This window comes from Georgenia soli (genome assembly GCF_002563695.1).
GTDB lineage: Bacteria > Actinomycetota > Actinomycetes > Actinomycetales > Actinomycetaceae > Georgenia > Georgenia soli.
This window is the reverse complement of sequence record NZ_PDJI01000004.1, coordinates 3,458,943-3,484,877: the sequence shown is the minus strand read 5'-3', so window position 1 is coordinate 3,484,877 and position 25,935 is coordinate 3,458,943. Positions and strand designations below refer to the sequence as shown.

Here is a 25,935-nt window from a genome sequence, read left to right as displayed (position 1 = left end):
CCCCGGCTCGGCCGCTACTCGCGGATCTGCCCGTCCCCCTCCACGATCCACGTGGTCGTCGTCAGCTCCGCCAGGCCCATCGGGCCCCGGGCGTGGAGCTTCTGGGTGGAGATGCCGATCTCCGCCCCCAGGCCGAACTGCCCGCCGTCGGTGAAGCGCGAGGAGGCGTTCACGATGATCGCCGCGGAGTCGAGCTCGGTGGTGAACCGCTGCACCGAGCGGGTGTCCCGGGTGCAGATGACCTCCGTGTGCCCGGAGGAGTAGCGGCGGATGTGCTCGAGGGCCTCGTCGAGCGAGTCGACGACGCGCACGGCCAGGTCCAGGGAGAGGTACTCCGTCTCCCAGTCGGTCTCCGTCGCCTGCTCGAACCGCAGCCCCTCGGGGACGTTGGCCGCGACGGCGTCGTCGCCGTGGATGGTGACGTCCCGGCGTCGGAGCTCCTCGAGCACCGCGGGCAGGAACGTCGGTGCGACGTCGCGGTGGACGAGGAGCGTCTCGGCGGCGTTGCACACCCCGGTGCGCTGGGTCTTGGAGTTGAGCACGATCGGCACGGCCTGGGCGACGTCCGCCGAGGCGTCGACGAACACGTGGCAGTTGCCCACGCCGGTCTCGATGACCGGCACGAGCGACTCGGTCACGACGGTGCGGATGAGGTCCGCGCCCCCGCGCGGCACGAGGACGTCGACGAGCCCGCGGGCCCGCATGAGCTCGACGGCGCCCGCGCGGCCGTAGGCGTCGATGGACTGCACGAGCTCACGCGGCAGCCCCTGGCGCACGAGCGCCTCGCCCAGGACGGCGACGATCACCTCGTTCGAGCTGGCCGCCGCCGAGCCGCCGCGGAGCACGACGGCGTTGCCGGACTTCAGCGCGAGGCCGGCCGCGTCGACGGTCACGTTGGGGCGGGCCTCGTAGATCATCCCGACGACCCCCATCGGGACGCGGACCTGCCGCAGGCGCAGCCCGTTGGGCAACGTGGAGCCGCGCACGATCTCGCCGACGGGGTCGGGCAGCGCCGCGAGCTCCCGGAGGGCGTCCGCGATGCCGGCGATCCGCCCCTCGTCCAGGGCGAGGCGGTCCAGCAGCGACTCCTTCATGCCGTTCTCGCGGCCCCGGGCCAGGTCCGCGCCGTTGGCGTCGATGATGCGGGCGGCCTCCGCGACGAGCGCGTCGGCCATCGCGTGCAGCGCGGCGTCCTTGGTGGCGCGCGTCGCCGTCGCCAGGGCGCGGGAGGCCTGCTTGGCCGCCAGGGCGATCCCGCGGACGCCCTCGCGTGCGTCGTCGACCGCGGCAGGCGCCGGCGTCGCGACGGCGGAGGCGTCCTCGCCCGGGCCGGCGTTCGTCGTGGGGTACGTGATGTCCGTCATGCGCCACAGGGTAGGCCGGAGCGGGCCCCGCCGGGAGACCCGTCCGTCCCCGCACCACCCGCCGTGCGGTGGCAGCCCCGCGCGGCCGCCCGTACCGTCGAGATCCCCGAGAACGCGCGGGGTCGCCGCGCGGGACGCAGGGGCCAGCACCAGGAGGAAGGAGCACCATGCGACTGATCCGCGGAGCCCTCAAGGGCGCGGTCGCCGCCAAGGCGATCCAGATCGTGCGCCGCGAGGCTGCCAAGCCGGAGAACCAGCGCCGGGCCAAGGAGCTGCTGGCAAGTCTTCGGAACCGGTCCGGCCCGGCAGGTCGCTCGGCGTCGTGACTGTCGCTGAGGGACCCATCAGGGCGGCGGTGATCCGCGCGTTCGACGGACCCGCGGCCGTCGAGCTCACGGAGCTCGACACCCCGGGGATCGGCCCCGACGACGTGCTGGTCCAGACCGCGGCGGCGGGCGTCAACCCCGTCGACTGGAAGATCCTCTACGGCGGGATGCGCGGGGCGGTCCCCCACCACCTGCCGCTCGTGCCCGGCTGGGACATCGCGGGGACGGTCGTGGCCGCCGGGCCGGCCATCGAGGGGCTCGCCCCCGGGGACCGCGTCGCCGCCTACGCCCGCAAGGACCACATCCAGGCCGGGACGTTCGCCGAACGGGTCAGCGTCCCGGAGCGGGCCTGGGCGAAGGTGCCGGACGGCGTCCCGCTCGACGTCGCGGGCTGCGTCCCCCTCGCCGGGATGACCGCGGACATGCTCCTGGACGCCGCCCGGGTGTCCCGGGGCGACACGGTGCTCGTCCACGCCGCCGCCGGGGGCGTCGGCTCGTTCGCGGTGCAGCTCGCGCGCCTGCGCGGTGCGCGGGTGCTCGGCACGGCGAGCTCGCGCAACCACGAGTACCTCGCCGGCCTGGGCGCCGTGCCCGTGGAGTACGGCGAGGAGCTGGTCCGCAACGTCCGCCGCGAGGCACCGGACGGCGTCGACGCGGTGATCGACCTCGTGGGCGGGGACGCGCTGGACGCGTCCGCCGACGTCCTCGCCGACGGCGCCCGCGTCGCCTCGGTCGTCGACCCGGGGGTGAGGGAACGGTTCGGCGGCCGGTACGTCTACGTCCGGCCCGACCGCGCACGGCTCACGCGTCTCCTCGCCCACGTCGCGCACGGGGAGCTGCGTGTCGAGATCGCCGAGCGGTTCCCCCTGGACCGGGCGCGGGACGCGCTCCTGACCAGCGAGCGCGGCCACGTCCGCGGGAAGCTCGTGGTCACGGTGTGACGGGCGTCGGCGGGGCCGGGAATGAATCCCGTGCCCTCGCGTTATCTCCCCCAGAGCAACCCCACGAGGAGGAAGCAGCATGGCGACGAAGAACATCACGACCGCGGAGTTCGAGCAGACCATCAGCGGCGAGGGCATCACGCTCGTCGACTTCTGGGCCGACTGGTGCGGCCCCTGCAAGCAGTTCGCCCCCATCTACGAGAAGGTCTCCGAGGCGAACCCGGACATCACGTTCGCGAAGGTGGACACCGAGGCCGAGCAGCAGCTCGCGGCCCAGCTCCAGATCACGGCCATCCCCACGCTGATGGCTTTCCGTGACGGGATCCTCGTCTTCTCCCAGGCCGGCGCGCTGCCGGCGAAGAGCCTCGAGCAGCTGGTCGACGGCGTCAAGGGCCTCGACATGGACGAGGTGCGCCGCCAGGTGGCCGAGCACGAGGCCAGCCACCAGCACTGACCGCTGGTCCGCCGGACCCCGCTTCACGCAGGGCTCGCTCCGCAGGGGGCGGGCCCTGTGCCGTTCCTGGAGCGAGGGGCGGGTCCTAGAGCAGCGTCGCCCGGGGCCCCTCCAGCCACTCGGTGACGAACGTGTTGCTCGCGTGGATGTTCGTCGACCAGAACGGCTCCGGCCCCAGGACGGCGAACTTGTGAGGCGTGAATCCCGGCACCACGATCACCTGGTCGGCCGAGCCCACCAGCTCCTGGTCGCCGACGGTGAACGACGCACGCCCCGCGTGGATCACGAAGGTCACCGCGTACGGGTGCTTGTGCAGGTACGGGCCCGCGCCGGGCTCCGCGGTGCTGGTGAAGATCAGGGAGACCCCGGCCTCGCAGCCGCGCCCCTCGAGCTGGTGCAGCCGTCCCCCGTCGGTCCCTCCGGTGCTGAGGTCGATCACGAGCATGCGAGCTCCTCCTCGAGTCGTGCGGCCCAGCATGCCCGGTCGGCCGCCCGACGGCGACGTTTCCCCGCCTGCGCGGACCGCGCGTGTCCCCGCCCTCAGACGTTCGGGCGTGCCTCCGACGCGGCGGCGGTTCCCGCCTGCGCGGACCGCGGGTTGACTCCGCCCCGCGGCGACCTATCGTCGATCTCGTCAGTGTGCCGACGACGACGTGGTGGCGGCTATGGGCGCATCGTCCGGTCCCGTCGGGCGCCCGCGGGGCGTCGTGGAGCTGGCCGACGTCGGTCCCGGCACGGTGGCCGTCGTCGGCGGCAAGGCGGAGAACCTCGGGGCGCTGCTGGCGGCCGGGCTCCCGGTGCCGGCCGGGTTCTGCCTCACCACGGAGCTCTACGACCGGGCCGCCGAGGCGGCCGGACTCGACGAGATCCTGGACAGGCTGACGGAGCGACGGGACACCGAGGCCTCGTCGAGCGCCGCCCTCGCCGGGCCGGCGCGCGAGCGCCTGCGCGCCGCCCCCGTCCCGACGCCGGTGCTCGAGGCGGTCCGCGACGCCTACGCGCGGCTCGGCCGGGACGTGCCGGTCGCCGTGCGCTCCTCCGCCACCGCGGAGGACCTTCCGGACGTCAGCTTCGCCGGCCAGCAGGACACCTATCTGGGCGTGGTCGGCCCGGACGCCCTGTGGGCAGCGGTCCGCCGTTGCTGGGCGTCGTTGTGGACCGACCGCGCGGTCGCCTACCGCGAGGCCCACGGCATCGACCACCGCGCGATCAGCATGGCGGTCGTCGTGCAGGAGATGGTGGACGCAGCGGTCTCCGGGGTGCTCTTCACCGCCAACCCCGTGACGGGGCGGCGCGGCGAGGCGGTCATCGACGCGGCGCCGGGCCTCGGGGCGGCCCTGGTCGGCGGCTCCGTCAACCCCGACCGGTGGGTGGTCGACGTCGCCACGCGTGCGATCCTGCGGCGGTCCACCGGACCTGGACCCGCCGGCGGCGCCTCCGGGGAGCTGTCGGGCGGGCCGGGCCGCACGCTGTGCCTGACCGACGCCCAGGTGCTGGACGTCACCGCTCTCGGCGCACGGGCGGAGAGCTGCCTCGGCCAGCCGCAGGACGTGGAGTGGTCGGTCGACCGACGTGGCCGGATCGTGCTGCTGCAGTCACGTCCCGTCACCACGCTGTACCCGCTGCCGGAGCCGGACCGCCCTCCCGACGGCGGCGTCCGCGCGTTCGTGTGCGCCAGCCTGCTCCAGGGCATCCACGGGCCGCTGACGCCCATGGGGCTGTCCCTGTACGACGTCGTCCTCGCCGGGTACCGGCCACCGGCGGGGGTGCCGGCGCCGTTCCGCTACGTCCACCCTGGCCTGCGTCTGTACATGGACATCACCGCGACGCTCGCCGGCCGGGCGGGCCGCGCGATGTTCCTCGGTGCCATGCGGATCGCGGACGCCCCCTCCGTCGCGCTCCTGCGGCACCTCACCGAGGATCCCCGGTTCTCCGCGACCGAGGGCTGGAGCGTCCGCTCCATCCTCGGACTGTACCGGTCGCTGCCCCAGCTCCAGGCCGTCCCCCAGGTGATCCTCGCCGTCCTCCGGCCGGCCGCGGCCCGCGAGCGCGGCCGCCGGGCCGAGGTCGCCGTGCGCCGGGTCGTCGCGTCGCTGCCGGCGCACGCCACCGCCGCGGGGCGCCTGGACGCCGTCGAGCGGGTGCTCGGCCGGACCCTCATGGACGCCGTCATGGACCAGCTGCCGCCGGCGGTGGCCGCGTACGTCTGGTTCGGCATCGCGCGGTGGCTGCTCGGCCGACGGGCGCGCCGTGGCGAGCTGCCGCCCGTGCTCCGCGGGCTGCCCGGCAACGTCACCACGGACATGGACCTGAACCTGTGGCGGACCGCCACCCGCCTGCGCGAGGACCCGGCGTCCGCGTCGCTCTTTCTGGGCTCCGCACCCGGCGAGATCGCGCAGCGGTACGCCGAGGGGTCCCTCCCGCAGGTCGCCCAGCACGAGCTCCGGCAGTTCCTGCGCGCCTACGGCCACCGCGCCGTCGCGGAGATCGACGTCGGGGCACCGCGCTGGTCAGACGACCCCACGCACGTCGTCAACGTCCTTGCCAACTACCTGCGGCTGGAGGACCCCGAGCTGGCGCCTGACCGCCAGTTCGCCCGCGCCGCCGCCGAGGCCGAGGCGATGGCCGCGGAGCTGGCCGGCAGGGCCGGGGGGCCGCGCAGCGTGCGCGGCCGGGCGGTGGCGTACGGGCTGCGCCGTGCCCGGGCGGCGGCCGGTCTGCGCGAGCAGCCCAAGTTCGCCTTCGTCCTGGTGCTCGCGGGACTCCGCGCGCAGCTGCGCCGCGTCGGGGAGGACCTCGCCGACGCCGGGCGCATCGAGGATGCGGAGGACGTCTTCTTCCTCGACCTGACCGAGGCCCGCGTGGGGCTGCGCGGTGCCGACCTGCGCGACGTCGTCGCGCAGCGGCGCCGGACGTACCAGCACGAGTCGCGCCGTCGGCACGTCCCTCGTCTGCTGCTGTCCGACGGGACGGACCTCGAGGCCGCCCTCGCGGCGGAGGCCGCGGAGGCCGCGACGACGGCGGCCGGAGACAGGCTGCCGCCCGGCACGCTCGCCGGGGCGCCGGCGTCGGCGGGCTCGGTCACCGCCCGGGCCCGCGTCGTCCTCGACCCCGCCAGCGCGCGTCTGGAGCCGGGCGAGATTCTCGTGACGCCGTCGACCGACCCCGGGTGGACACCGCTGTTCCTGACCGCGGGCGGGCTGGTCATGGAGATGGGCGGCGCCATGTCGCACGGCGCGGTGGTCGCGCGCGAGTACGGTCTGCCGGCCGTCGTCGGCGTCGTGGGTGCCACCGGGCTCGTCCGGACGGGCGAGACGCTCACCGTCGACGGTGCGGCGGGGACGGTCACGAAGGTGTCGGAGCCCGCTCCCCCGCCGTAGATCCGCCGCGCACGCCGTCCCGGGCGCAACCGCTCACCCGTCGCGCCACGAGGGCCGGCACCCGTTGCTAGCGTGGCCGGATGAGCGAGTGGATCTACTTCATCCACTCCCCGCGGGAACACTTCGCCGAGACGATGACGGCCGAGGAGCAGCGGGTGTGGGGCGAGCACGCGGCGTTGCTCGAGCGGCGCCTCGCGGACGGCAGCCTCATCCTCGCGGGCCCGACGCTCGGCGCGGTCAACACCGGCATCTGCGTGTTCACGGCGGCCGACGAGGAGGCCGCCCGCCGCTACATGGCGGAGGATCCGACGATCTCGAGCGGCATCGCCCGCGGGGAGCTGCGGCCTTTCGTGGCAGCGTTCGTGCGCGGGGCCCGTTGATGCGCCCCGCACGCTCGCCTCAGGGAGATCTCAGGGATCGATCAGGTGCATCTCCGATACCGGTGCCCTCACGCGTTCGCAAGACTCGTCAGTGCCGGGCGCCAGCCCGGCACCCAGACGGTCACTGCTAGTCGGAACGTGAGCCCCCCCATGCTGATCAAGAACCTGCCCGCCGCCCTCGGTCTCCTCTCCGCCGCCGGGCTGCTGCTGATGGGATGTGCCGTGGCGGGACCGTCCGGCGCGGTCACGACCGAGGACGGCGAGGTCGACAGCTCGGTGAGGGCCGTGCGCCTCGACGGCACGGGCAACCTGCGGGTCAGCACCGGCGACCGGGCGTCGCTCACGGTCACCGCCCACGAGAGCACCCTCGAGGAGCTGACGTCGGACGTGCACGACGGTGTGCTCGTCCTCGGGGTCCGCCCCGGCATGCGTCTGCGGGACCTCGGCGACATCACCTACGAGCTCGTCCTGCCCGAGGTCGAGGGGATCACCGTCCGAGGCACCGGCGACGTCGTCGCCGAGCTGTCCCCCACCGACTCCCTCGCCGTCGGCGTGGAGGGCACCGGGGACGTGCAGGCGCAGGGCGTCGACGTCGACAACCTCCTCGTCGACATCGAGGGCACCGGCTCGGTCCGGCTCAGCGGTGCGGCGCGCGCGCAGTCCGTGCAGATCGACGGCACCGGCAGCTACGAGGGCAGAGAGCTCACCTCGCAGGACGCCGTCGTCACGCTGTCCGGCACCGGCAGCGCCGACGTCGAGGTCTCCAGCGAGCTCACCGCGACCGTGGACGGGGCCGGGTCCGTCACCTACGGCGGCGGCGCGAGCGTCACCTCCCGGACGGACGGGCTGGGCGCGGTCCGCGAGCGCTGACGGCGGGACGCGGTAGCCTCACGCCACGCGCACCCCAGGAGGCAGCCATGGACGTCGTCGAGGACCCGTTCGCGCCGGTCGTCAAGGTGGTGACCGTGCCGATGGCCGCCGGCGAGGCGTTCCGGGCCTTCACCACCGGGCTCGAGACGTGGTGGCCGTTCGGGACGCACTCCACGGCGCACGCCGACCGAGGGACCGTCAGCTTCGGGGCCGGGGTGGGCGAGGAGGTTGTGGAGGTCCGTCCCGACGGGGGCCGAGAGGTCTGGGGCACCGTCACCGGCTGGGCACCGCCGGAGCTGCTCACCATGAGCTGGCACCCCGGCGGCCCGCCTGAGCAGGCCACCGAGCTGGAGGTGCGGTTCTCCGAGACCTCCGACGGCACCCGGGTGCACCTGCGCCACACGGGCTGGGAGGTCCGGGACGACGGCGCAGCCGCGCGCGCCCGGTACGACGCGGGCTGGGACATGGTGCTCGGGCGGTACGTGGACAGCCTCGTCTGACCGGGTGCCGGCCGCTGCGGGGAGTTCTCCCCGTGCCGCGGCCCCCGGATGGGGAGAAGTCCCCCCGCAGCAGGCTGGCCCACCGGATCCCGGTTACGCCACAGTTGGCTCCAGAACCGAGCCGCACCGTGCGGCGCCACGACCGACGGAGGAGCCATGTCGGGGGACCTGACGCTCAGCACCGACCTTCTGCTCTCGACCGCCGACTCGCTCGCCGCGGTCCGGGAGGAGTTCGCGACCGGCACGACGGACAAGAGCTCCGGCCTGAGCGAGGCGGTCGGCCACGACGGGCTGTACGACCGGCTCGACTCCTTCCGGTCGAGCTGGGAGGTGCACCGCGGCCGCATGGTGGAGAACATCGACGTGCTCGGCCGCACCATGGTCACCGTCGCCGAGGCGTTCGTCGAGCTCGACACCCAGCTGGCCGACGGTCTGGGTGGTGGTCGGTGATGAGCACCCCGCGCCCGACCGGCTGGGAGGTCACCCGCGAGTTCTGGACCGACCCCTTGCCCGGCGACCCCACCGAGCTGCGGACCTACGCCGGCGGCTACCGCACGGTCGCCGAGCACATCACCAGCGCCGCCCAGGGGCTGCGTGACCTCAGCGACCTCGACATGAAGTCGAAGGCGGTCGAGAAGTTCCGCCAGCGGGCCGCGGAGGTCGCGGCCGAGATCGAGAAGGCCGAGCCGCTCTACTCCGGTGTGGCGGACGCCGTCGACACCTACGCCACGGGCCTCGACGCCGCGCAGGACAAGGCCGACCTCGCGCTGAGCGCCGTCGTGGAGGTCGCGGGGCAGCTGGAGTCCGCCCGGGTCGCCGAGAGCGACGCCGCGCACGCGGCGAGCAACCATCTCTACCGCGAGGCCATGAACCTCGAGCCGGTGCCGGGCGCCCCCACGGACCCCGCGGGCGACCTCGCCGTCGCCCGTGCCCGGGTCGACGCCCTGCAGGCCGAGTTCGACGCGGCCGTCCAGCGCATCCGGGACGCCGTCGCCGACCGGGACGAGGCCGCCTCGGCGGCGATCAGCTCCATCGGCGAGCTCGCGGACTCGAACGCCCTCAAGGACAGTTTCTGGGACAAGGCCGGTGACTTCCTGGGCGACGTCGTGGACTTCCTGGAGAAGGCCCTGACCGTCATCTCCGACATCCTCGACAAGTTCGAGATCCTGCTGCTCGTCGCCTCGATCGTGCTGCTCTTCGTCCCGGGCGGCGGCCTCCTCGTCGCGGCGCTGCGGGTCCTCACCCTGATCGGGAAGATCCAGCGGGTCGTCAAGATCGCCAAGCACTCCGTCGCGCTCATCCAGGTGGTGCGCGGCAAGAAGTCCGCGATCGAGCTCCTCACCGGGCTGGCCAAGGGGCAGGTGGAGAAGCTCGCGGGCAAGGGCGTCGAGAAGCTGGTCGGCGGCGCGATGACACGGGTGCTGTCCCGCACCGGTGCCGACACCCTCTTCGCCGCCTCGAACCTCGTGCCGACCGATGTCGAGATCCGCGCCATCCCGGCCGACTTCACCATCGGCAACCGGAACGTCGCGCAGATGTCGATGCTCAACGACCTGTGGCGCGGGGCCTACTCCAACCACGAGATGACCGAGCTGGCGGTCAAGGCGGCCGGCCTCGAGGGCGGCGCGTACCTGGCCAAGGAGTACGGCATCAAGACCGCCGCCGACGCCGGGGACGACTGGCTCACCAACCACCTCACCGAGACCTCCCTCGCCAACGGCGGCAACCCCTACCTGTTCGACTGGAACGACCCGTTGGGCGCGCCCCGGCCGTTCGCCGAGTACCGTGACCAGATGGACGCAGCGCTCGTCGGGGACGGCAGGTGAGCCGCCTGTACTCGGTCTCGGTCCCGCCGGGCTGGACCCGCCTCGAGATCGACGGCGACACCGACGCCCAGCTCCAGGCCCTCGTCGACCACCTCACCGCCGCGGTGCCGCGCGACAGCGCACCGGCCGTGCGGCACCACGTGGAGCAGCAGCTGCGCGCCCTCGTCACGGACGCGCAGAACCGCGGCGCCGTCGACCTGCTTGTGCCGGTCGAGCGCGTGGACGGCCTGACGATCCCGGCGTCGGTGATGGCCACCGTGGTCGACGTGCCCGAGGCCGGCGCCTCGCACGAGGACGTCCTCGTCGCCATGGTCGCCCGCGGCGCCGGCGAGCCGGTGGCCGTCGGGGACGCCGTGGCCGTGCGCTCGGTCACAAGCCGCGACGTCACCGCCCAGCTCGGCGCGGAGGTCGCCCGGACCGAGCGGACGCTCCAGGCGGCCGGCGCACCGGCCGGGCCGCTGGCCACCGTCGCGGACGACGTCGAGCCCGCGGCCGGCGCGGTCAGCCGGCACGTGCGCTACCTGCTCGGCATCCCCGGACGTCCCCGGCAGTTCCTCGCCCTCACGCTGACCGTCCTCGAGCCCGCGGACGATCCCGAGGCCGAGCTGGGCGACGCCCTGACGGAGCTCTTCGACGCCGTCGTCTCCACCCTGAGGTGGTCATGACCGTCCCCGTGCACGTCGCCCCCGACCCGCGGATCTGGGTCCACGTGCCGACGGCGTGGCCGACGGCGGAGCACCCCTCGGCCGCGGCCTGGGCGGGGCAGGCGGGTCCCGCCGTCGTCGCCGACCAGGGGATCGACGACCCGGCGCTGGGCGAGCGCCTGGCGATCGTGCTCACCGCCGTCGCGGCCCTCCCCCTGCCTCCCCACGTCCAGGCGCGCTACCTGCACCTGCCCGACGTGCGCGGCAGTCTCATGCTGCTGGAGGTCGCCGCGGTGAGGACGGACGCCGCCGCCAACCGGCACCTCGTCCACCGGATGCTGACGGACGCCGACCGCGAGGCCGGCGTCGGTGCGGTGCAGGTCGAGGACGTCACCCTGCCCGACGGGCGCCCGCTGCTGCGGGTGCTGCGGTTCGAGCGGGCCGGCGACGGCGGCCCGCTCACCGGCATCCTGCGTCACGCCGTGCGGCTCCCGGCAGCACCGGGCGAGTCGGGCGCGGTGGACGTGACGACGACGATCAGCGGGTCGGACCTCGACGCGCTGCTGCGGTCGCTGCCCGACGTCGAGTCGCTGCTCGAGGACGTCCGCCGGGCGGCCGACCCCGACGACCTCCACGGCGGCACACACACCCCGGACGCCGCCCCCACTCAGGGCGGCGTCCCGCTCGCCCGCGACGCCAGCGGGAACCATCGGATCAGCGGCACGACGAGGGAGACGGCATGGACGACGGGCTGAGCACGGGGACCACGGCGCTCCTGGTCCTCCTGGTCGCCGCGGTGCTCGCCGTGGGCGTGTGGGTGCAGATGCGCCGGGAGAAGAGGTACACGAGCGACCGGCAGGACTTCTCCCGCCAGGGCGGCTGGCGGCGCTTCCCGGCGGACATGTGGACGGAGGACTGGCAGGGCCCGCCGTTCCGGCCGGGCCGCGACAACTACGCCGCCGAGATCATGGTGGCCGAGCGCGCGGGGCTGCGGGTCTTCTTCCTCGAGTACGTGTACCTGACGACGGACCAGATCCGCGCGGACGGGTCGCGGGTGAAGAAGCCTCACCTCGTCGTCGGGGTCGACCTGCCCGCGTCCCTGCCGGAGGTGGCCTTCGAGCGCGGCGCGCGCGCCGGGCTCGCCACGGCCGTGGGCGGCCAGGACGTCACGGTGGGCCACCCGCAGATCGACAACCACTGGCGCATCACCTCGGCCGACCCGGAGTTCGCCAGGGCACTCGTGCAGGGCGGTTTCGCGCACGCGCTCGCCCGGCCGGAGCTGCAGGGCGCCCAGCTGCGCATCGTCGGCTCGACGCTGATGTGGTGGGAGAAGGGCTTCGACCTCTCCGAGGTCCTCACCAAGGTCGGGCGGGTCGAGCCCGCGCTCGTCGCGCTGGCGCGCGCCGTGCCGGAGGACCTCGTGCGCGCCTACGGGTCGGAGCCGCGCCCGCTGCTGCCCACCGAGCCGCTGCCCTCAGGCTCCACGCCACGTGCCGGTCGCCCGCCGACCCAGTGAGCCGGCGGGCGACCGGGCCGCTCAGAGCACGATCTGGCGGTTGACGTCCTTGTAGAGCAGGTAGCGGAAGTTCGACGGACCGCCGGCGTAGCACGCCTGCGGGCAGAACGCCCGCAGCGACATGTAGTCGCCCTCCTGCACCTCGACCCAGTCGCCGTTGAGGCGGTAGACCGCCTTGCCCTCGAGCACGTAGAGGCCGTGCTCCATGACGTGGGTCTCGGCGAACGGGATCGACGCGCCGGGCTCGAACGTCACGATGTTGACGTGCATGTCGTAGGCGAGGTCGTCGACGGGGAGCATCCGGGTGGTGCGCCACCGCCCGTCCGTGTCCGGCATGGGGAACGGCTCGAGCTCCTGCTCTTTGCCGAAGACCGGGCGGGCCACGTAACCCTCGAGCGGCTCGTACGCCTTGCGGATCCAGTGGAACTGCGCGGGCGCGGCACCGGCGTTGCGCACGTGCCAGTCGGCCCCGGCCGGCGCGTAGGCGAAGCCGCCGGGAGCCAGGACGTGCGTCTCCCCCTCGATCGTCACGGTCAGCTCGCCGGACACGACCAGGACGAAGCCCTCGACCGTGTGCTGCGCCTCGGGGCGGCCCGAGCCGCCCCCGGGCTCGACCTCCATGAGGTACTGCGCGAACGTCGTCGCCCCGCCCGCGACGGGGCGGTTGAGGATCCAGGCCCGGGTTCCGGTCCAATCCGGGATGACGCTGGTGACGATGTCGCGCAGCACTCCCCGCGGGATGACCGTGTAGGCCTCGGTCACGATGGCACGGTCCGTCAGCAGGTCCGTCTGCGGCGGGAGACCGGCGGGGTTGGAGTAGTAGTGCGTCTGCGTCATCCGGGGAACCTCCGCTACGTCGGGGAACTCTGTTGCTTGCATATCATGACGCCTTCCGCGTCGTGGAACAACCCTTCCACGATCCGATGGGCCCAACGGTGAGGGCGATTGCCGTGCGCGTGGGCCGGCCGCCGTCCGGGAGCGCGGGTGGAGCGGGGCACGGCTTTTCCGGGCGAGCCGGCGTCCGGCAGCTCGAGGCCGAGCCAGCGTCAGCAGCCTCGGGGCCGAACCAGCGTCCAGCAACCTCGGAGCCGAACCAGCAACTGGGAGCTCGGCCCGAGCCGTCAGTCGGCGAGCCGGCCTGCCGTCGGCGCGCCGAAGCAGATGCTCACGTCCGCGACGTCGGCGTACCGGCCGAACGGCGGGATCTCGCGCCAGCCGCGCTCCTGGTAGAACACCACGGCCTCCGGCATCGGTGTGGCGGTGTGCAGCACCAGGGCGCCGTCCCCCGCCTGCGCGGCCGCGCCGCGCAGCTCGGCGAGCAGCAGGGAGGCGAGACCCCGACGGCGGTGGCCGGGAGCGACGTAGAGCTTCTTGACCTCGTGCCGGGCGCTCGCCCCGTCGACGTCGACGACGTCCGGCAGCCGGCGCAGGGACCCGCACGCCACGGCTTCGCCGTCGTCCTCCATGAGGAGGGTCAGGGCGACCTCGTCCGCCGGGGCCGCCAGGACCGGGGCGAGGCGGGTCTCGTGGGCGGCGAGGCGGGGGTCGAGCTCCTCGCTCATCGCGGCGCGGAGCCCGGCGGCGGCCGGGTCGTCCCACGCGACCTCACGGACGCTGACGGTGGAGGCATGCCGGGACACGAGGAGCATGTCTATCACGTCGCCCGGTCCGCGGGCCTGCACCGCCACGTCGGGCGGCCCTCCTCACCGCGTGCGCGGTCCGCCGCCCGGCCCCACGATGGTGCTTCCGCAACAGGACCGCTCAACGAGGAGAAGACATGGCTGCATCCGTCGCACGGGTCACGACCATCAGCGTCCGTTCCGACACCAGCTTCGAGGACGCCGTCAGGGTGGGGGTGGAGCGAGCCTCCCAGACGCTGCGCAACGTCTCCGGCGCCTGGATCAAGGACCAGAAGGTCGAGCTGACCGACGGGAAGATCACCAGCTTCCACGTGGTGCTCGAGGTCAGCTTCGTGCTGGACGACTGACCACCTGGACGACCGACCACCAGGCCTGGGGACGATCCGCTTCGGGTCGGGCCCGCTCGACCACCACGTCCGCCGGGTCCTTGTCGGGGCGCCACCCGCGCCAGCGGGGGTGCCGCATCCGCCCGTCGGGGGTCCACTCCGAGAGCGCCACCTCGGCCACCCGCACGGGACTGACCCAGTGGGCGTCCCTCGCGTCGAGCTTCGGCACGCCGTCGGCCGGGGCGGTCCTGCGGGAGATGCGCCGGAGCTCCTCGACCCAGTCCCGGGTCTCCCGCTCGGTGAAGCCGGAGCCGACACGGCCGGCGTAGCGCAGCTCGCCGTCGTCGTCCGGCACCGCGAGCAGGAGGGAGCCGACGGCGCCGTCGCGCGTGCCCTGGCCGGGGCGCCAGCCGATAACCACCGCCTCCTGGGTGAGCAGATGCTTGAGCTTGACCCAGGCGCGCGAGCGACGGCCCGGCGTGTAGGTGGAGTCGCGCCGTTTCGCCATGACGCCCTCCAGCCCCCACCGCAGCGACGCCTCCATCGCGGCCTCGACGTCGCCGTCGAACGCGTCGGGGATCTCCACGCGCCGGTTCCGCGCGGGGTCGACGAGCTCGTGCAGGCGCGCCCGCCGCTCGTCGTACGTCTCGCGGAGGAACGACGTCCCGTCCGCCTCCAGGAGGTCGAACAGCATCAGGTGCACGGGCGTGCTCTGCGCCAGGCGGGCGATCTCGCGGTCGCGCGTGAGGTTGAAGCGCTGCTGCAGCCGGGAGAAGCTCGGCCTGCCCCGCTCGTCGAGGGCGACGATCTCCCCGTCGAGCACCGCGCTCGTCGCGCCGGTCACGGCTGTGGCGATGTCGGAGAGCTCCGGGTACAGGGCAGTGACGTCGTTGCCGTTGCGGCTGACGAGGCGGACGTCGCCGTCATCGACCACCACGATCGCCCGGACGCCGTCCCACTTCATCTCCAGGGCCCAGTCGACGCCGGCACTGAGATCCCGTTCGTCCCCCAGCGTCGCCATCATCGGCGACGGCGGAGCCACCTCCCGGCGGGCCGCCGCCCTGCCGTTGCTCGCGTTCACGCCGCGCGCGTCGGCAGGGCGGGCCGCCGCCCTGCCGTTGCTCGCGTTCCCGCCGCGCGCGTCGGCACCGCGCCCGTCGCCGGAGGCGCCACCGGCCCGACCAGCACGGCCACCCGCCTCGCCATCGCGAGCACCGGCGTCGCCCGCGCCGCCGCTGCCACGACGGCCAGAGCTCGCACCCCTGGTGCGGAGAGTGGCGTTCTCCGGTCTCTCCGCACGCCTTCCCGAGGAGCTCGTCGGACTCGAGGAGCGGCCGGCATCGCCGTCGGCGCTCCCCTTCCGGCGCCCCTCGTGCTTCGAGACCCGCGCGACCCTGCTGGACTCCATCAGGTGGATGAGCCAGTGGTTCTCCTCCCCCGCGCCGCCGCGGCCACCCGTGCGGATGAGTGCGACCCGGGCGCCCTCGCCCGGGCCGTCGGGCCCGGCGAGGCCGCCGTCCGGCCGTCCGGAGAGGGCGACGATGACCTCCTTGCCCTCGTGCCACTTCTCCAGCACGTAGGTGCCCTCGTCCCAGATGCGCACCTCTCCCCCGCCGTACTCACCCTTGGGGATCGTGCCCTCGAAGGAGCCGTACTCCATGGGGTGGTCCTCGGTCTGCACGGCCAGGTGGTTGTCCCGGGGGTCCACCGGCACACCCTTGGGCAGTGCCCAGCTGACCAGCACGCCCGCGTGGGCCAGACGGAAGTCGAGGTGCCAGCGGCTGGCGTGGTGCTCCTGGATCACGAACGACAGCTCGGAGCCGCTGCCGGTGACGCTCTCGGGCACGGGCTCGGGCGTCAGCGCGGGGTCGCGCATGGCGCGGTAGCGGGCCAGCCGGTCCCCGACGGCGAGCGCCGACCGACCCGGCGCCCCCACCCCGCCGCCCTGGACGATCTCCCGCTCGGCGGTGGCGCGGCGGGCGGAGACGGCGGTGCGCTCGCCGGGGTCCGCGTAGGGCACGTCACCGCCGCCGTAGAGGTCGGCCATCGGGTCACCGGACTCCGCGACGCGGTCGAGGACCTCCTGGTACTCGAGGTGCTCGAGATCGCCGTCGAGCTCGTCCCAGGTGCGCGGCACCGCGACGGTGGGCCGGTGCCGCCCGCGCAGCGAGTAAGGCGCGATGGTGGTCTTCGAGGAGTTGTTCTGCGACCAGTCGACGAGCACCTTCCCCCCGCGCAGCGACTTCTTCATGTCGGAGACCACGAGGTCCTTGTTGTCGGCCTCGAGCACCCGGGCGAGCTCGTGGGCGACGGCGTTGATCTCGTCGGAGGTGTGCGAGCCGTCCAGGGCGGCGTAGAGGTGGATGCCCTTCGACCCCGACGTCACCGGCACGGGGCTCAGCCCCATGCCCTGCAGCAGCGTGCGGGCCAGCCGGGCCACCTCGGCGCACTCCGCGAGGCCGACGCCGGGGCCGGGGTCGAGGTCGAGGACGATCCGGTCGGGGTTGCGCGGGCGCCCGTCGGAGCCGAACCGCCACTGCGGCACGTGGACCTCGAGCGCGGCGACCTGCCCCAGCCAGGCCAGCGTCGCGGCGTCGTCGACCAGGGGGTACGTCTTCGGCCCGGAGGAGTGCTCGATGTCGGCGCGCACCACCCACGACGGCGCCGAGGACTCCAGGTCCTTGACGAAGAAGAACTCTCCCGGCCGGTCCGCCGTCCCGACGCCGTCGGGCCACCGCTTCCGCGTGGCCGGCCGGCCGGTGCAGTGCGGGATCATCACGGGCGCGATCCGGGCGAGGTAGCCGAGCACCTCGGCCTTGGTGGTGCCGGTCTCCGGGTAGAGCACCTTCGACAGGTTCGTCACGCGCAGACGGCGGCCCTCGATCTGCACGGTCTCGGGCTGGTCACGGGCGGGCATGCCTCATCGTCGCGCGCGGCAGCACCGCGCGCACGCCTGCACCGACGGTTGCATTTGTGCATCGTCGTAGGACTTTGGTCGGTGGTGAGGCCGGGGTGTGTTAGACAAGGGCCCTCCGAGACGCGGGTCACACCCCCGCGCCCGGCACCAGGGCACACGGGGTGCCCACCGGAACAGAAGAGGAACAACCCATGGCACCTGCAGGAACACGACGACGTGCACTCTGCGCCGTCGGCGCCTCCGCGGCCCTCGCCCTCGTGCTGGCCGCCTGCGCCGAGACCGACGACGCCGGCACCGATGACGGCACCGGCGGCACGGGCGGCGGCAAGACCATCAGCGTCGGCACCACGGACGTGATCACGAACCTCGACCCGGCCGGCTCCTACGACAACGGATCCTTCGCGGTGCAGAACCAGGTGTTCCCGTTCCTGATGAACACCCCGTACGGCAGCCCCGACGTCGAGCCCGACATCGCCGAGTCCGCGGAGTTCACCGCCCCGAACGAGTACACGGTCAAGCTGAAGGAGGGCCTGACCTTCGCGAACGGCAACGAGCTGACCGCCTCGGACGTGAAGTTCACCTTCGACCGCCAGCTGAAGATCGCCGACCCCAACGGCCCGTCGTCGCTCCTGTACAACCTGGACAGCGTCGAGGTCGCCGACGACCTCACCGCGGTGTTCCACCTCAAGAACCCGGACGACGTGATCTTCCCGCAGATCCTCTCCTCCCCGGTGGGCCCGATCGTGGACGAGGACGTCTTCGCCGCAGACGCCATCACACCGGCGGACGAGATCGTGTCCGGCAACGCGTTCGCGGGGCAGTACGCGATCACCGACTACACCGAGAACGAGCTGATCCAGTACAAGGCGTTCGACGGGTACGACGGCGTGCTCGGCGCCGCCGAGACGCCGACGGTCACGGCCCAGTACTTCACCGACGAGACCTCGCTGAAGCTCGCTGTGCAGCAGGGCGACGTCGACGTGGCCTTCCGCTCGCTGAGCCCGACGGACCTCAAGGACCTCGAGGGTGCGGACAACCTCACCATCCACGACGGTCCGGGCGGCGAGATCCGCTACATCGTCTTCAACTTCAACACCCAGCCCTACGGCGCCGAGACCGCGGAGGCCGACGAGGCGAAGGCCCTTGCGGTCCGCCAGGCGGTCGCGCACAGCCTCGACCGGCAGGCGCTGTCCGAGGAGATCTACGCGGGCACGTACACACCGCTGTACTCCTACGTCCCCGAGGGCCTCACGGGCGCGGCGGAGCCGCTCAAGGAACTGTACGGCGACGGCCAGGGCGGTGCCGATGCCGACGCCGCGGCGAAGGTCCTCGCGGACGCCGGCGTCGAGACCCCCGTCGAGCTGAACCTGCAGTACAGCCCCGACCACTACGGGAACTCCTCCGACGACGAGTACGCCCTCATCCAGAGCCAGCTCCAGGCCGACGGCCTCTTCAAGGTGAACCTGGCCTCGACGCTGTGGGACACGTACTCCACCGAGCGACGCGAGGACCTCTACCCCGCCTACCAGCTGGGCTGGTTCCCGGACTACTCCGACGCCGACAACTACCTCACGCCGTTCTTCCTCACCGAGAACTTCCTGGGCAACCACTACGAGAACCAGGAGGTCAACGACCTCATCATCGAGCAGGCCACCACGCCGGACGAGAGCGAGCGCACGTCGAAGATCGAGCAGATCCAGAAGCTGGTCGCCGAGGACCTCTCCACCGTGCCGTACCTGCAGGGTGCCCAGGTCGCGGTCGCCCAGAAGGACATCAAGGGCGTCACCCTCGACGCGTCGTTCAAGTTCCGCTACGCGCCGCTGACCCGCTGAGTCGCCGGACGGGATGCCGCCCGCCGGCATCCCGTCCGCACGGCCACGCCCGCGGACGGCACCGTCCGCGGGCCTCGCACGACCCGAAGGAGCATCACCCCGTTGACGATCGTCGACGAACGGACCGTCGAGGCGGCCCCCACGGTCAAGGCGCAGGGCTCCGGCCTCCTGCGCTACGTGATCGTCCGTTTCCTGCTCATCATCCCCACGGTGTTCATCCTCGTCACCCTGGTCTTCTTCCTCATGCGGGTGGCGGGCGACCCGATCACCGCCTCGGTCGGGGGCCGGCTCACCGAGGCCCAGCTCGCGGAGAGGCTCGCGGCCGCCGGTTACGACCGGCCCATCCTCGTGCAGTACGTCGAGTACCTCGGCCAGATCTTCACCGGTGACTTCGGCCGGACCATCACCGACAACCGCGAGATCAGCGACATCCTCGTCACCTACGGCACCGCGACGCTGGAGCTGGTGTTCTTCGCGCTCATCGTCGCCTTCGCCGTCGGCGTCCCGCTCGGCATGCAGGCCGCCTACCGCCGCGACCGCGTCCCCGACGCGGTGCTGCGCGTCTTCGCGATCCTGTGCTACGCCACCCCGGTCTTCTTCGCCGGCCTCCTGCTGAAGCTGGTCTTCTCCGTCTGGCTGGGCTGGTTCCCGCTCTCCGGCCGCACCAGCCCGAGCGTCCAGCTCATCCTCGGCCGTATCTCCGGCTCGTCCGGCATCAACATCGTCGACGCCCTGCGCACCGGCCGCTGGGACCTCATCTCCGACGTCCTCCTCCACGCCGCCCTGCCCGCCCTCACCCTCGGGCTGCTCACCGCCGGGGTGTTCCTCCGCCTGGTGCGTACCAACCTGATCGGCACGCTCGGGCGGGAGTACGTCGACGCCGCACGCTCACGCGGCGTGGCCGAGCGCCGCCTCCTGCGCAAGCACGCCTACAAGCCCGCGCTGATCCCGGTCATCACGGTGATGGGTCTGCAGATCGCGCTGCTGATGGGGGGTGCCGTCCTGACCGAGACCACGTTCGAGTGGCGCGGCCTGGGCTTCAGCCTCGCCCAGTACCTCGGCTCCCGGGACTTCGTCGCCGTCCAGGGCATCGTCGCGCTCCTCGCCGTGATCGTCGCCGTGACGAACTTCCTCGTCGACGTCCTCGCGGCGCTGATCGACCCGAGGGTGAGGTACTGAGATGAGCACCGTCGTCCACGGAACCTCCCGCGAGCCGCGCTGGAAGAGGCTGCCGGTGATCTGGCAGCTGCGTCAGAGCGTCGGCCTGCAGCGCGGCATGCTCGTCGCCGGCCTCCTGCTGTGCCTGATGTTCGTGATCATGGCGCTCCTCGCCCCCGTGCTCGCGCCGTACTCCTTCAACCAGCTCTCCGACGACGCCGGCAACTTCCCCCGCACCGCCCCGCCGAGCGACGCGCACCCCTGGGGAACGACGGTCGGGGGCTTCGACGTCCTTTCCCGGGTGATCTGGGGAGCCCAGACCGCGCTGTCGACGGTGATCATCGCCGTCGTCGCCTCGCTGTTCCTGGGGGTCCTGCTCGGCCTGGTCTCCGGGTACCTCGGCGGCTGGGTGGACCGGGTGCTCGTCACGATCGCGGACGCCGTCTACGCCTTCCCGACCCTGCTGCTGGCCATCGTCATGTCGATCGTCATCTCGGGCGGGCAGTCGTCCAAGTGGGGCGGCATCATGGCCGCGGCCCTGTCGATCACCGTGGTCTTCGTGCCGCAGTACTTCCGGGTGGTGCGCGCGGAGACCGTCCGGCTCAAGGCGGAGCCGTTCATCGAGTCCGCACAGGTGATCGGCACCTCCACCCCCCGGATCCTCTCCCGCCACGTCCTGCGCAACGCCACCCGCTCGTTGCCGCTGATCATCACCCTGAACGCGTCCGAGGCGATCCTGACCCTCGCGGCCCTCGGCTTCCTCGGCTTCGGCATCGTCCCGACGGCGGCGGCCGAGTGGGGCTACGACCTGAACCGCGCGCTCGCGGACGTCGCGTCCGGCATCTGGTGGACGGGCATCTTCCCCGGCCTCGCGATCGTCCTGCTGGTCATGGGGGTCACCCTGGTCGGCGAGGGCCTGAACGACCTGTCCGACCCTCGCCTGCGCATCCGCCGTCGGGTCGCCGGGACGGTCACCGCCACCACCGGGGCGGCAGCCGACCTCGCCACCACGTCCGCCACCACGACCGAGGGGGGCCGCCCGTGAGCGCCGTCGTCGACATCCGTGATCTCCATGTCGCCTTCGCCACCGACGCGGAGCCCGTTCGCGCCGTCGACGGCGTCAGCCTGTCCGTCGAGCCCGGGCAGGTGCTGGCCGTGGTCGGTGAGTCCGGGTCCGGCAAGACCGTCACCGGCAAGGCCATCCTGAAGCTGCTGCCCGAGACGGCGACGGTCTCCGGGGCGGTGCTCCTGGCGGGCAAGGACGTCGTCTCCCTGGACCGGCGGGCGATGCGCGCCGTCCGCGGCCGCGACGTCGCCATGGTCTTCCAGGAGCCCTCCTCGGCGCTCAACCCGGTGTACACCGTCGGCTGGCAGATCGCCGAGGGCCTGCGCGCGCACGGCGAGGTCTCGAAGAAGGAGGCCCGACGGCGGGCCGTGGAGATCCTGGGACGGGTGGGCATCCCCGACCCCGAGACCCGGGTGGACCACTACCCGCACCAGTTCTCGGGCGGGCAGAAGCAGCGCATCGTCATCGCGATGGCGCTGTCGCTGGGTCCGAAGGTGATCGTCGCCGACGAGCCCACCACGGCCCTCGACGTCACCGTCCAGGCCGAGATCCTGGATCTGCTGCGCCGGGTCCGGCGCGAGTTCGGCACCGCCATCGTGCTCATCACCCACAACATGGGCGTGGTCGCCGACCTCGCCGACCGGGTCGCGGTCATGTACCAGGGCAAGGTGGTGGAGGAGGCGGACGTGCGAGAGCTGTTCGCCAACCCGCGGCACGAGTACACCCGCGCGCTCCTGGAGGCGGTGCCACGCCTCGGTGGGCACGTCACGGCGGAGGAGCCGGAGCAGGGCACCGACCCGACGGCGGAACCGGCCGTCCCCGCCGTCGTCGAGGCGCGGGACCTCGAGATCGTCTACCCCGGCCGGATCGGCCGACAGGGCTTCCGAGCGGTCGACCGGGCGAGCTTCGCGATCGCGCCGGGCGAGGTGCTCGGACTGGTGGGCGAGTCCGGCTCCGGCAAGACCACCATCGGCCGGGCGATCGCCGGCCTCACGCGCGCGAGCGGCGGGTCGCTGCGGGTGCTCGGCCACGAGATGGTGGGCTTCCGGGAGCGTGCGTTCCGGCCGCTGCGGGCCCGGATCGGGTTCGTGTTCCAGGACCCCGCGACGAGCTTCAACCCCCTCCTCACCATCGCCGAGTGCGTGGCGGAGCCGCTGATCGTCCACGGCCGTGCCCGGGACCTGGCGGACGCCCGCAGGCGGGTGGACGAGCTGCTCGACGCGGTGCACCTGCCGACGTCCTACGGGGCGCGCTACCCGCACGAGCTCTCGGGCGGCCAGCGGCAGCGGGCGAGCCTGGCCCGGGCCCTCGCCCTGGACCCGGAGCTGCTCATCGCGGACGAGCCGACGTCGGCGCTCGACGTCTCCGTGCAGGCCCGGGTGCTCGAGGTCTTCACCGAGCTCCAGGAGCGGCTGCGCTTCGCGACGCTGTTCATCAGCCACGACCTCGCCGTCGTCGGCATGCTGGCCGACCGCATCGCCGTGCTCTACCACGGCCAGCTCGTGGAGATGGGCGCGAGCGAGCAGGTGCTCGGCGACCCGCGGGACGCCTACACCCGGCGCCTGCTCGCCTCGGTCCCCGTTCCCGACCCGGTGGAGCAGGAGCGGCGCCGCGAGGAGCTGCGAGCCTTGCAGTCCTGACGCGAGCTTGCAGTCCTGAGGCGAGTTTGCAGTGCTGAGGCGAGCTAGAGCGAGCCACGTGCGGTCGCGGCCGTGCCGGGCGCGGCAGCTCCGGGAGCCGGTGACCATCCGGCGGGTGCCACCCCTGCCGGATCGTGCCCGGGCACCGCTCCGGCGCCGCCCAGCAGGACGCGGGTGAGGGCACCGCCGTCGGCCATCATCTCCTCCAGCGACGTGCGCAGGTCGTCGTCGTCGACGTCGCCGCCGCGCTCGACCGCACGCAGCACCGACCGCCGCACGAGCTCCTTGGCGAACGACGCGGTCGTGCCCTCGGCGCCGGCCGCCACCTCCTCCAGGACGTCGTCGTCGAACGGCAGGCCCGCGGCGTAGAGGTCCAGCAGCGCGCGGCGGGCCCGGGCGTCGGGCAGCGGGATCTCCACGGCGAGGTCCACGCGACCGGGTCGCTGGGCGAGCGCGGGCTCGAGCACGTCGGCCCGGTTGGTGGTGAGCAGGAAGACGACGTCGCTGTCCGCGGCGAGGCCGTCGAGGGCGTCGAGCACCTCGAACAGCAGCGGGGAGGACGAGTGGTGGCTGCGCTCCTCGGCCACGAGGTCGCAGTCCTCGAGCACGACGATCGCCGGCTGCAGCGCCCGTGCGGTGTCGGCGGCCTGCGTGACCAGCTGCAGCGACTGGCCCGACAGCAGGATCACGGTCGAGTCCCGGGCCGCGCCGACGAGGTGGCGGACGGTGTGCGTCTTGCCCGTGCCCGGCGGGCCGTAGAGCAGCACGCCGCGCTTGAGGTGCTGGCCCGCCGCGGCGAGCTCGGCACGGAGGCGACCGATGCCGAGCACGTGCCGCTCGACCCGCGCCAGCAGCCCGTCCGGCAGGACCACCTCCTCCGCCGTGACCGCCGGGCGCCGGACGAACGTGACGCCGCCCGCGCCCGGCTCGTAGTTCGACGCCGTGAAGGTGAACACCTGCCCACGCAGCACGCTGTGGGTGTTCATCGCCTCGCGGACCTCGCCGAGGACCGCGGGCGCCACGCCCTCCGCCGCGGCGAGGACCTCCAGCTGGGGCGGGCTGCCGAACTGCGGCCGCCCGCCGCGCTGGAGGAGGACCACCGGCACGCCGTCGTGGTGGAACAGGTGGAGGCCGAAGCCGACGGTCGCGCGCTCGCTGTCGGGGCCGGTGGGCACGGTGGTGTAGTCGACGGGGCCGAGCGGGTACTGGCCCCACTGCCCGGCCACCTGCAGGATCTCGGACAGCCCGTTGTGCCACCGCTGGTCGCCGCCGCCGATCCCCAGAAGCGTGCCGCCCCCGTGCGCGGCGACGACGCGCTCGACCGCGACGTCCGCGTCGACCACGCGGAGCGGGCTGACGAGCTCGGTGAGCACCGCCAGGCCTCGCGGGTCCGTACCGAGGTGGGCCTCCAGCGCCGGCACGAGCGGATCGCGGCCCCGGGCCTGATCGGCCTCGAGCTGCCGCTGAGCGAGCTCGCCGAGGCGCTGGAACGTCCGGAGGAAGGGCGCGAGGTCCGATTCGGACGCTTCGTGGCTCATGGCGGGATCCTGCCAGGCAGCGACCGGTCGCCACGCCGGTATCGACGCGTCGTTCTCCCCGGGGACGGGACGGGCCGTGCCGCCTCCGGGAGGGACGGCACGGCCGGTCGGGGTCGTTCAGCCCGGGATCAGGCGCCGACCACCTTCACGCCGGTGCTCCAGGTGTTGCCGAGCTGGGCCTGGAGGGCCATGTGGACGAAGCCCATGCCCTCGAGCTGGTGGGACCGCTTGAGGGGACCGGCGTCGAGAGCGCGCATGCCGGAGGACTCGACGAGGGCGACGACGGCGGCCTTGGCGTCGACGTCGTCGGACGCGACCAGGACGTCGAGCTTCTCGCCCGCGACCTCGCCGGCGACGAGGGTGCTGGCGAACGTGGTGTTGAACGCCTTGACGACCTTCGCCCCGGCGGCGACCTTCGCGATCTCCTCGGCGGCCGAGGAGTCCGCCGGGGTGACGAGGCGGTCGAAGGTGGCGAAGTCGACCGGGTTGCTGATGTCGACGACGACCTTGCCCGCGAGGTCGTCGCGGCGCTGCTCCGCGACGGCGAGGGCGGCGTCGTAGGGCAGGGCCAGGACGACGATGTCGCCGGAGAGGGCGTCGTCGAGGCCGCCGGTGGTGACGTCGCCACCGAGTTCGCCGGCGAGCGTGGTCGCCTGGGAGGTGTCGCGGGCCAGGATCTGGACGGCGTGTCCGCCGGCCAGGGCGCGGGTGGCGATGCCACGGGCCATGTTGCCCGCTCCGACGATGGTGATGGCAGTCATACGAGTGCTCCTCTGGTCGATGGCCGGCGCCGCGGCGGGCGTCGAGGTGGTGGTCTCGTGCGTGGGCTCCGTCGCCTTGCGGCGGAGGCGGTCGAACAGGCCCATGAGGCTCCTTCGTGTCGTGCTCGCGAGCCCCGGCGGGGACTTACTTGAAACAACAACTATCAAGATACGCCGGGTTAGTTGAGGTGTCAACTAACTGTCCCGGCCGGGTCCGCCGCCGCACACCCAGGCTCCACGCCCGACCGGCAGCGACGCACGCCAGACCCGATCCGGTCGCGCTTATACGCTGGGCAGGTGACGGATGCGACGAGGTGGCTCACCAGCGAGCAGGAGGACGCGTGGCGCTCCGTCATGTCGGTCCTCATGCTCCTTCCCGGGGCCCTGGACGTGCAGCTGCAGCGCGACGCAGGCCTGACGCACGCCGGCTACGTGGTGCTCTCCGCCCTCTCCGAGGCTCCGGAGCGCATGATCCGGATGAGCCGGCTCGCAACGATGTCCAACATGAGCATGTCCCGCCTCTCCCACCTGGTGGACCGGCTCTCCGACCAGGGGTGGGTGGAGCGCCGGCCCGACCCGGCGGACGGCCGCAGCACGATGGCGGTGCTCACCGAGGCCGGCTGGGAGAAGGTGGTCGACACCGCTCCCGGGCACGTGAAGAACGTGCGCACGCTGATCTTCGACGACCTCACGGACAGCCAGGTCACCGAGCTGCAGCAGATCGCCACCAAGATCTCGTCCCGCCTCGACCCCGAGCACAAGCTCCGCTCGTACGGTCGCACCGCCCGCACCTGACCGGCAGACAACGCCGCACCACCCGACGACACTGGGCACCATCCCGCACAGATCCGTCCGG

General features: G+C 73.1%; 25 protein-coding genes. 18 read left to right on the top strand and 7 right to left on the bottom strand.

Annotated features, from left to right (window positions below; genetic code table 11):
• Positions 1 to 14: 14 nt before the first annotated feature.
• Entirely contained in the window at positions 15 to 1,364 is a 1,350-nt protein-coding gene (locus ATJ97_RS17020) for a glutamate-5-semialdehyde dehydrogenase (protein WP_098484752.1), read from the bottom strand.
• Positions 1,365 to 1,531: 167 nt separating this feature from the next.
• Between ATJ97_RS17020 and ATJ97_RS20475 the strand changes: the two genes are divergently transcribed.
• The 3 genes from ATJ97_RS20475 (at position 1,532) to trxA (ending at position 3,085) form a co-directional block, all read left to right on the top strand.
• A complete protein-coding gene (locus ATJ97_RS20475) occupies positions 1,532 to 1,690 on the top strand; it encodes a hypothetical protein (protein ID WP_170037526.1) in 159 nt (52 codons plus the stop codon).
• 17 nt (positions 1,691 to 1,707) lie between these two features.
• Positions 1,708 to 2,631: an alcohol dehydrogenase catalytic domain-containing protein gene (locus ATJ97_RS17015; protein WP_098485568.1), complete on the top strand. Its 924-nt coding sequence runs from the start codon at positions 1,708 to 1,710 to the stop codon at positions 2,629 to 2,631.
• A gap of 79 nt (positions 2,632 to 2,710) precedes the next feature.
• Positions 2,711 to 3,085, top strand: coding sequence for a thioredoxin (trxA, locus tag ATJ97_RS17010; RefSeq protein WP_098484751.1), 375 nt, complete (start codon positions 2,711 to 2,713; stop codon positions 3,083 to 3,085).
• A gap of 85 nt (positions 3,086 to 3,170) precedes the next feature.
• On the opposite strand, the gene ATJ97_RS17005 is transcribed toward trxA, so the two are convergent.
• Positions 3,171 to 3,530, bottom strand: a complete 360-nt coding sequence (locus ATJ97_RS17005) for a cupin domain-containing protein (RefSeq protein ID WP_098484750.1) — start codon at positions 3,528 to 3,530, stop codon at positions 3,171 to 3,173.
• 220 nt (positions 3,531 to 3,750) lie between these two features.
• On the opposite strand from ATJ97_RS17005, the gene ATJ97_RS17000 reads away from it, so the two are divergent.
• The 9 genes from ATJ97_RS17000 to ATJ97_RS16960 all read left to right on the top strand — a co-directional run bounded on the left by ATJ97_RS17000 (position 3,751) and on the right by ATJ97_RS16960 (position 12,201).
• Positions 3,751 to 6,465 carry a PEP/pyruvate-binding domain-containing protein gene (locus ATJ97_RS17000; RefSeq protein ID WP_098484749.1) on the top strand — a complete coding sequence of 905 codons (2,715 nt, stop codon included), beginning with the start codon at positions 3,751 to 3,753 and terminating at the stop codon, positions 6,463 to 6,465.
• Positions 6,466 to 6,545: 80 nt separating this feature from the next.
• On the top strand, positions 6,546 to 6,845 hold the full coding sequence (locus ATJ97_RS16995; RefSeq protein ID WP_098484748.1) for a YciI family protein: 300 nt from the start codon (positions 6,546 to 6,548) through the stop codon (positions 6,843 to 6,845).
• Between the two features lie 150 nt (positions 6,846 to 6,995).
• Positions 6,996 to 7,715, top strand: a complete 720-nt coding sequence (locus ATJ97_RS16990; RefSeq protein ID WP_098484747.1) for a GIN domain-containing protein — start codon at positions 6,996 to 6,998, stop codon at positions 7,713 to 7,715.
• 47 nt (positions 7,716 to 7,762) lie between these two features.
• Positions 7,763 to 8,215 (top strand): SRPBCC domain-containing protein, encoded by a 453-nt coding sequence (locus tag ATJ97_RS16985; RefSeq protein WP_098484746.1) that lies wholly within the window; start codon positions 7,763 to 7,765, stop codon positions 8,213 to 8,215.
• 156 nt (positions 8,216 to 8,371) lie between these two features.
• On the top strand, positions 8,372 to 8,665 hold the full coding sequence (locus ATJ97_RS16980; RefSeq protein WP_098484745.1) for a hypothetical protein: 294 nt from the start codon (positions 8,372 to 8,374) through the stop codon (positions 8,663 to 8,665).
• The gene (locus ATJ97_RS16975; protein ID WP_098484744.1) at positions 8,665 to 10,041 is read left to right on the top strand and encodes a putative T7SS-secreted protein; all 1,377 of its coding nucleotides are present in this window, start codon (positions 8,665 to 8,667) and stop codon (positions 10,039 to 10,041) included. The genes ATJ97_RS16980 and ATJ97_RS16975 overlap by 1 nt, the downstream gene beginning before the upstream one ends.
• Positions 10,038 to 10,706 carry a hypothetical protein gene (locus ATJ97_RS16970; protein WP_098484743.1) on the top strand — a complete coding sequence of 223 codons (669 nt, stop codon included), beginning with the start codon at positions 10,038 to 10,040 and terminating at the stop codon, positions 10,704 to 10,706. The genes ATJ97_RS16975 and ATJ97_RS16970 overlap by 4 nt, the downstream gene beginning before the upstream one ends.
• A complete protein-coding gene (locus tag ATJ97_RS16965; protein ID WP_143427057.1) occupies positions 10,703 to 11,440 on the top strand; it encodes a hypothetical protein in 738 nt (245 codons plus the stop codon). Before ATJ97_RS16970 ends, ATJ97_RS16965 begins: the two co-directional genes overlap by 4 nt.
• On the top strand, positions 11,425 to 12,201 hold the full coding sequence (locus tag ATJ97_RS16960) for a hypothetical protein (protein WP_098484741.1): 777 nt from the start codon (positions 11,425 to 11,427) through the stop codon (positions 12,199 to 12,201). Before ATJ97_RS16965 ends, ATJ97_RS16960 begins: the two co-directional genes overlap by 16 nt.
• A gap of 21 nt (positions 12,202 to 12,222) precedes the next feature.
• Here ATJ97_RS16960 and ATJ97_RS16955 read toward each other — a convergent pair whose 3' ends face one another.
• Together ATJ97_RS16955 and ATJ97_RS16950 are read right to left on the bottom strand one after the other, a co-directional pair.
• Positions 12,223 to 13,038 (bottom strand): bifunctional allantoicase/(S)-ureidoglycine aminohydrolase, encoded by an 816-nt coding sequence (locus ATJ97_RS16955; protein WP_098484740.1) that lies wholly within the window; start codon positions 13,036 to 13,038, stop codon positions 12,223 to 12,225.
• Between the two features lie 284 nt (positions 13,039 to 13,322).
• Positions 13,323 to 13,850, bottom strand: a complete 528-nt coding sequence (locus tag ATJ97_RS16950; protein WP_143427056.1) for a GNAT family N-acetyltransferase — start codon at positions 13,848 to 13,850, stop codon at positions 13,323 to 13,325.
• A 128-nt stretch (positions 13,851 to 13,978) separates the two neighbouring features.
• On the opposite strand from ATJ97_RS16950, the gene ATJ97_RS16945 reads away from it, so the two are divergent.
• On the top strand, positions 13,979 to 14,188 hold the full coding sequence (locus ATJ97_RS16945; RefSeq protein ID WP_098484738.1) for a dodecin family protein: 210 nt from the start codon (positions 13,979 to 13,981) through the stop codon (positions 14,186 to 14,188).
• On the opposite strand, the gene ATJ97_RS16940 is transcribed toward ATJ97_RS16945, so the two are convergent.
• Complete coding sequence (locus ATJ97_RS16940) at positions 14,166 to 17,084, bottom strand: ATP-dependent DNA ligase (RefSeq protein ID WP_098484737.1); 2,919 nt, start codon at positions 17,082 to 17,084, stop codon at positions 14,166 to 14,168. The two genes, ATJ97_RS16945 and ATJ97_RS16940, sit on opposite strands and share 23 nt — an antisense overlap.
• Before the next feature lie 191 nt (positions 17,085 to 17,275).
• Here ATJ97_RS16940 and ATJ97_RS16935 point away from each other — a divergent pair, with 191 nt between their 5' ends.
• The 4 genes from ATJ97_RS16935 to ATJ97_RS16920 all read left to right on the top strand — a co-directional run bounded on the left by ATJ97_RS16935 (position 17,276) and on the right by ATJ97_RS16920 (position 22,780).
• Positions 17,276 to 18,916 carry an ABC transporter substrate-binding protein gene (locus ATJ97_RS16935; RefSeq protein WP_098484736.1) on the top strand — a complete coding sequence of 547 codons (1,641 nt, stop codon included), beginning with the start codon at positions 17,276 to 17,278 and terminating at the stop codon, positions 18,914 to 18,916.
• Between the two features lie 102 nt (positions 18,917 to 19,018).
• A complete protein-coding gene (locus tag ATJ97_RS16930; protein ID WP_425432771.1) occupies positions 19,019 to 20,095 on the top strand; it encodes an ABC transporter permease in 1,077 nt (358 codons plus the stop codon).
• 1 nt (position 20,096) lies between these two features.
• Positions 20,097 to 21,119, top strand: coding sequence for an ABC transporter permease (locus ATJ97_RS16925; protein ID WP_098484735.1), 1,023 nt, complete (start codon positions 20,097 to 20,099; stop codon positions 21,117 to 21,119).
• Entirely contained in the window at positions 21,116 to 22,780 is a 1,665-nt protein-coding gene (locus ATJ97_RS16920; RefSeq protein WP_098484734.1) for an ABC transporter ATP-binding protein, read from the top strand. Before ATJ97_RS16925 ends, ATJ97_RS16920 begins: the two co-directional genes overlap by 4 nt.
• 44 nt (positions 22,781 to 22,824) lie before the next feature.
• On the opposite strand, the gene ATJ97_RS16915 is transcribed toward ATJ97_RS16920, so the two are convergent.
• Both ATJ97_RS16915 and ATJ97_RS16910 read right to left on the bottom strand, forming a co-directional pair.
• A complete protein-coding gene (locus ATJ97_RS16915) occupies positions 22,825 to 24,318 on the bottom strand; it encodes an AAA family ATPase (RefSeq protein ID WP_098484733.1) in 1,494 nt (497 codons plus the stop codon).
• Between the two features lie 128 nt (positions 24,319 to 24,446).
• The gene (locus tag ATJ97_RS16910; RefSeq protein WP_245862671.1) at positions 24,447 to 25,184 is read right to left on the bottom strand and encodes an NADPH-dependent F420 reductase; all 738 of its coding nucleotides are present in this window, start codon (positions 25,182 to 25,184) and stop codon (positions 24,447 to 24,449) included.
• Positions 25,185 to 25,376: 192 nt separating this feature from the next.
• On the opposite strand from ATJ97_RS16910, the gene ATJ97_RS16905 reads away from it, so the two are divergent.
• Complete coding sequence (locus ATJ97_RS16905) at positions 25,377 to 25,874, top strand: MarR family winged helix-turn-helix transcriptional regulator (protein WP_245862669.1); 498 nt, start codon at positions 25,377 to 25,379, stop codon at positions 25,872 to 25,874.
• Positions 25,875 to 25,935 lie beyond the last annotated feature (61 nt).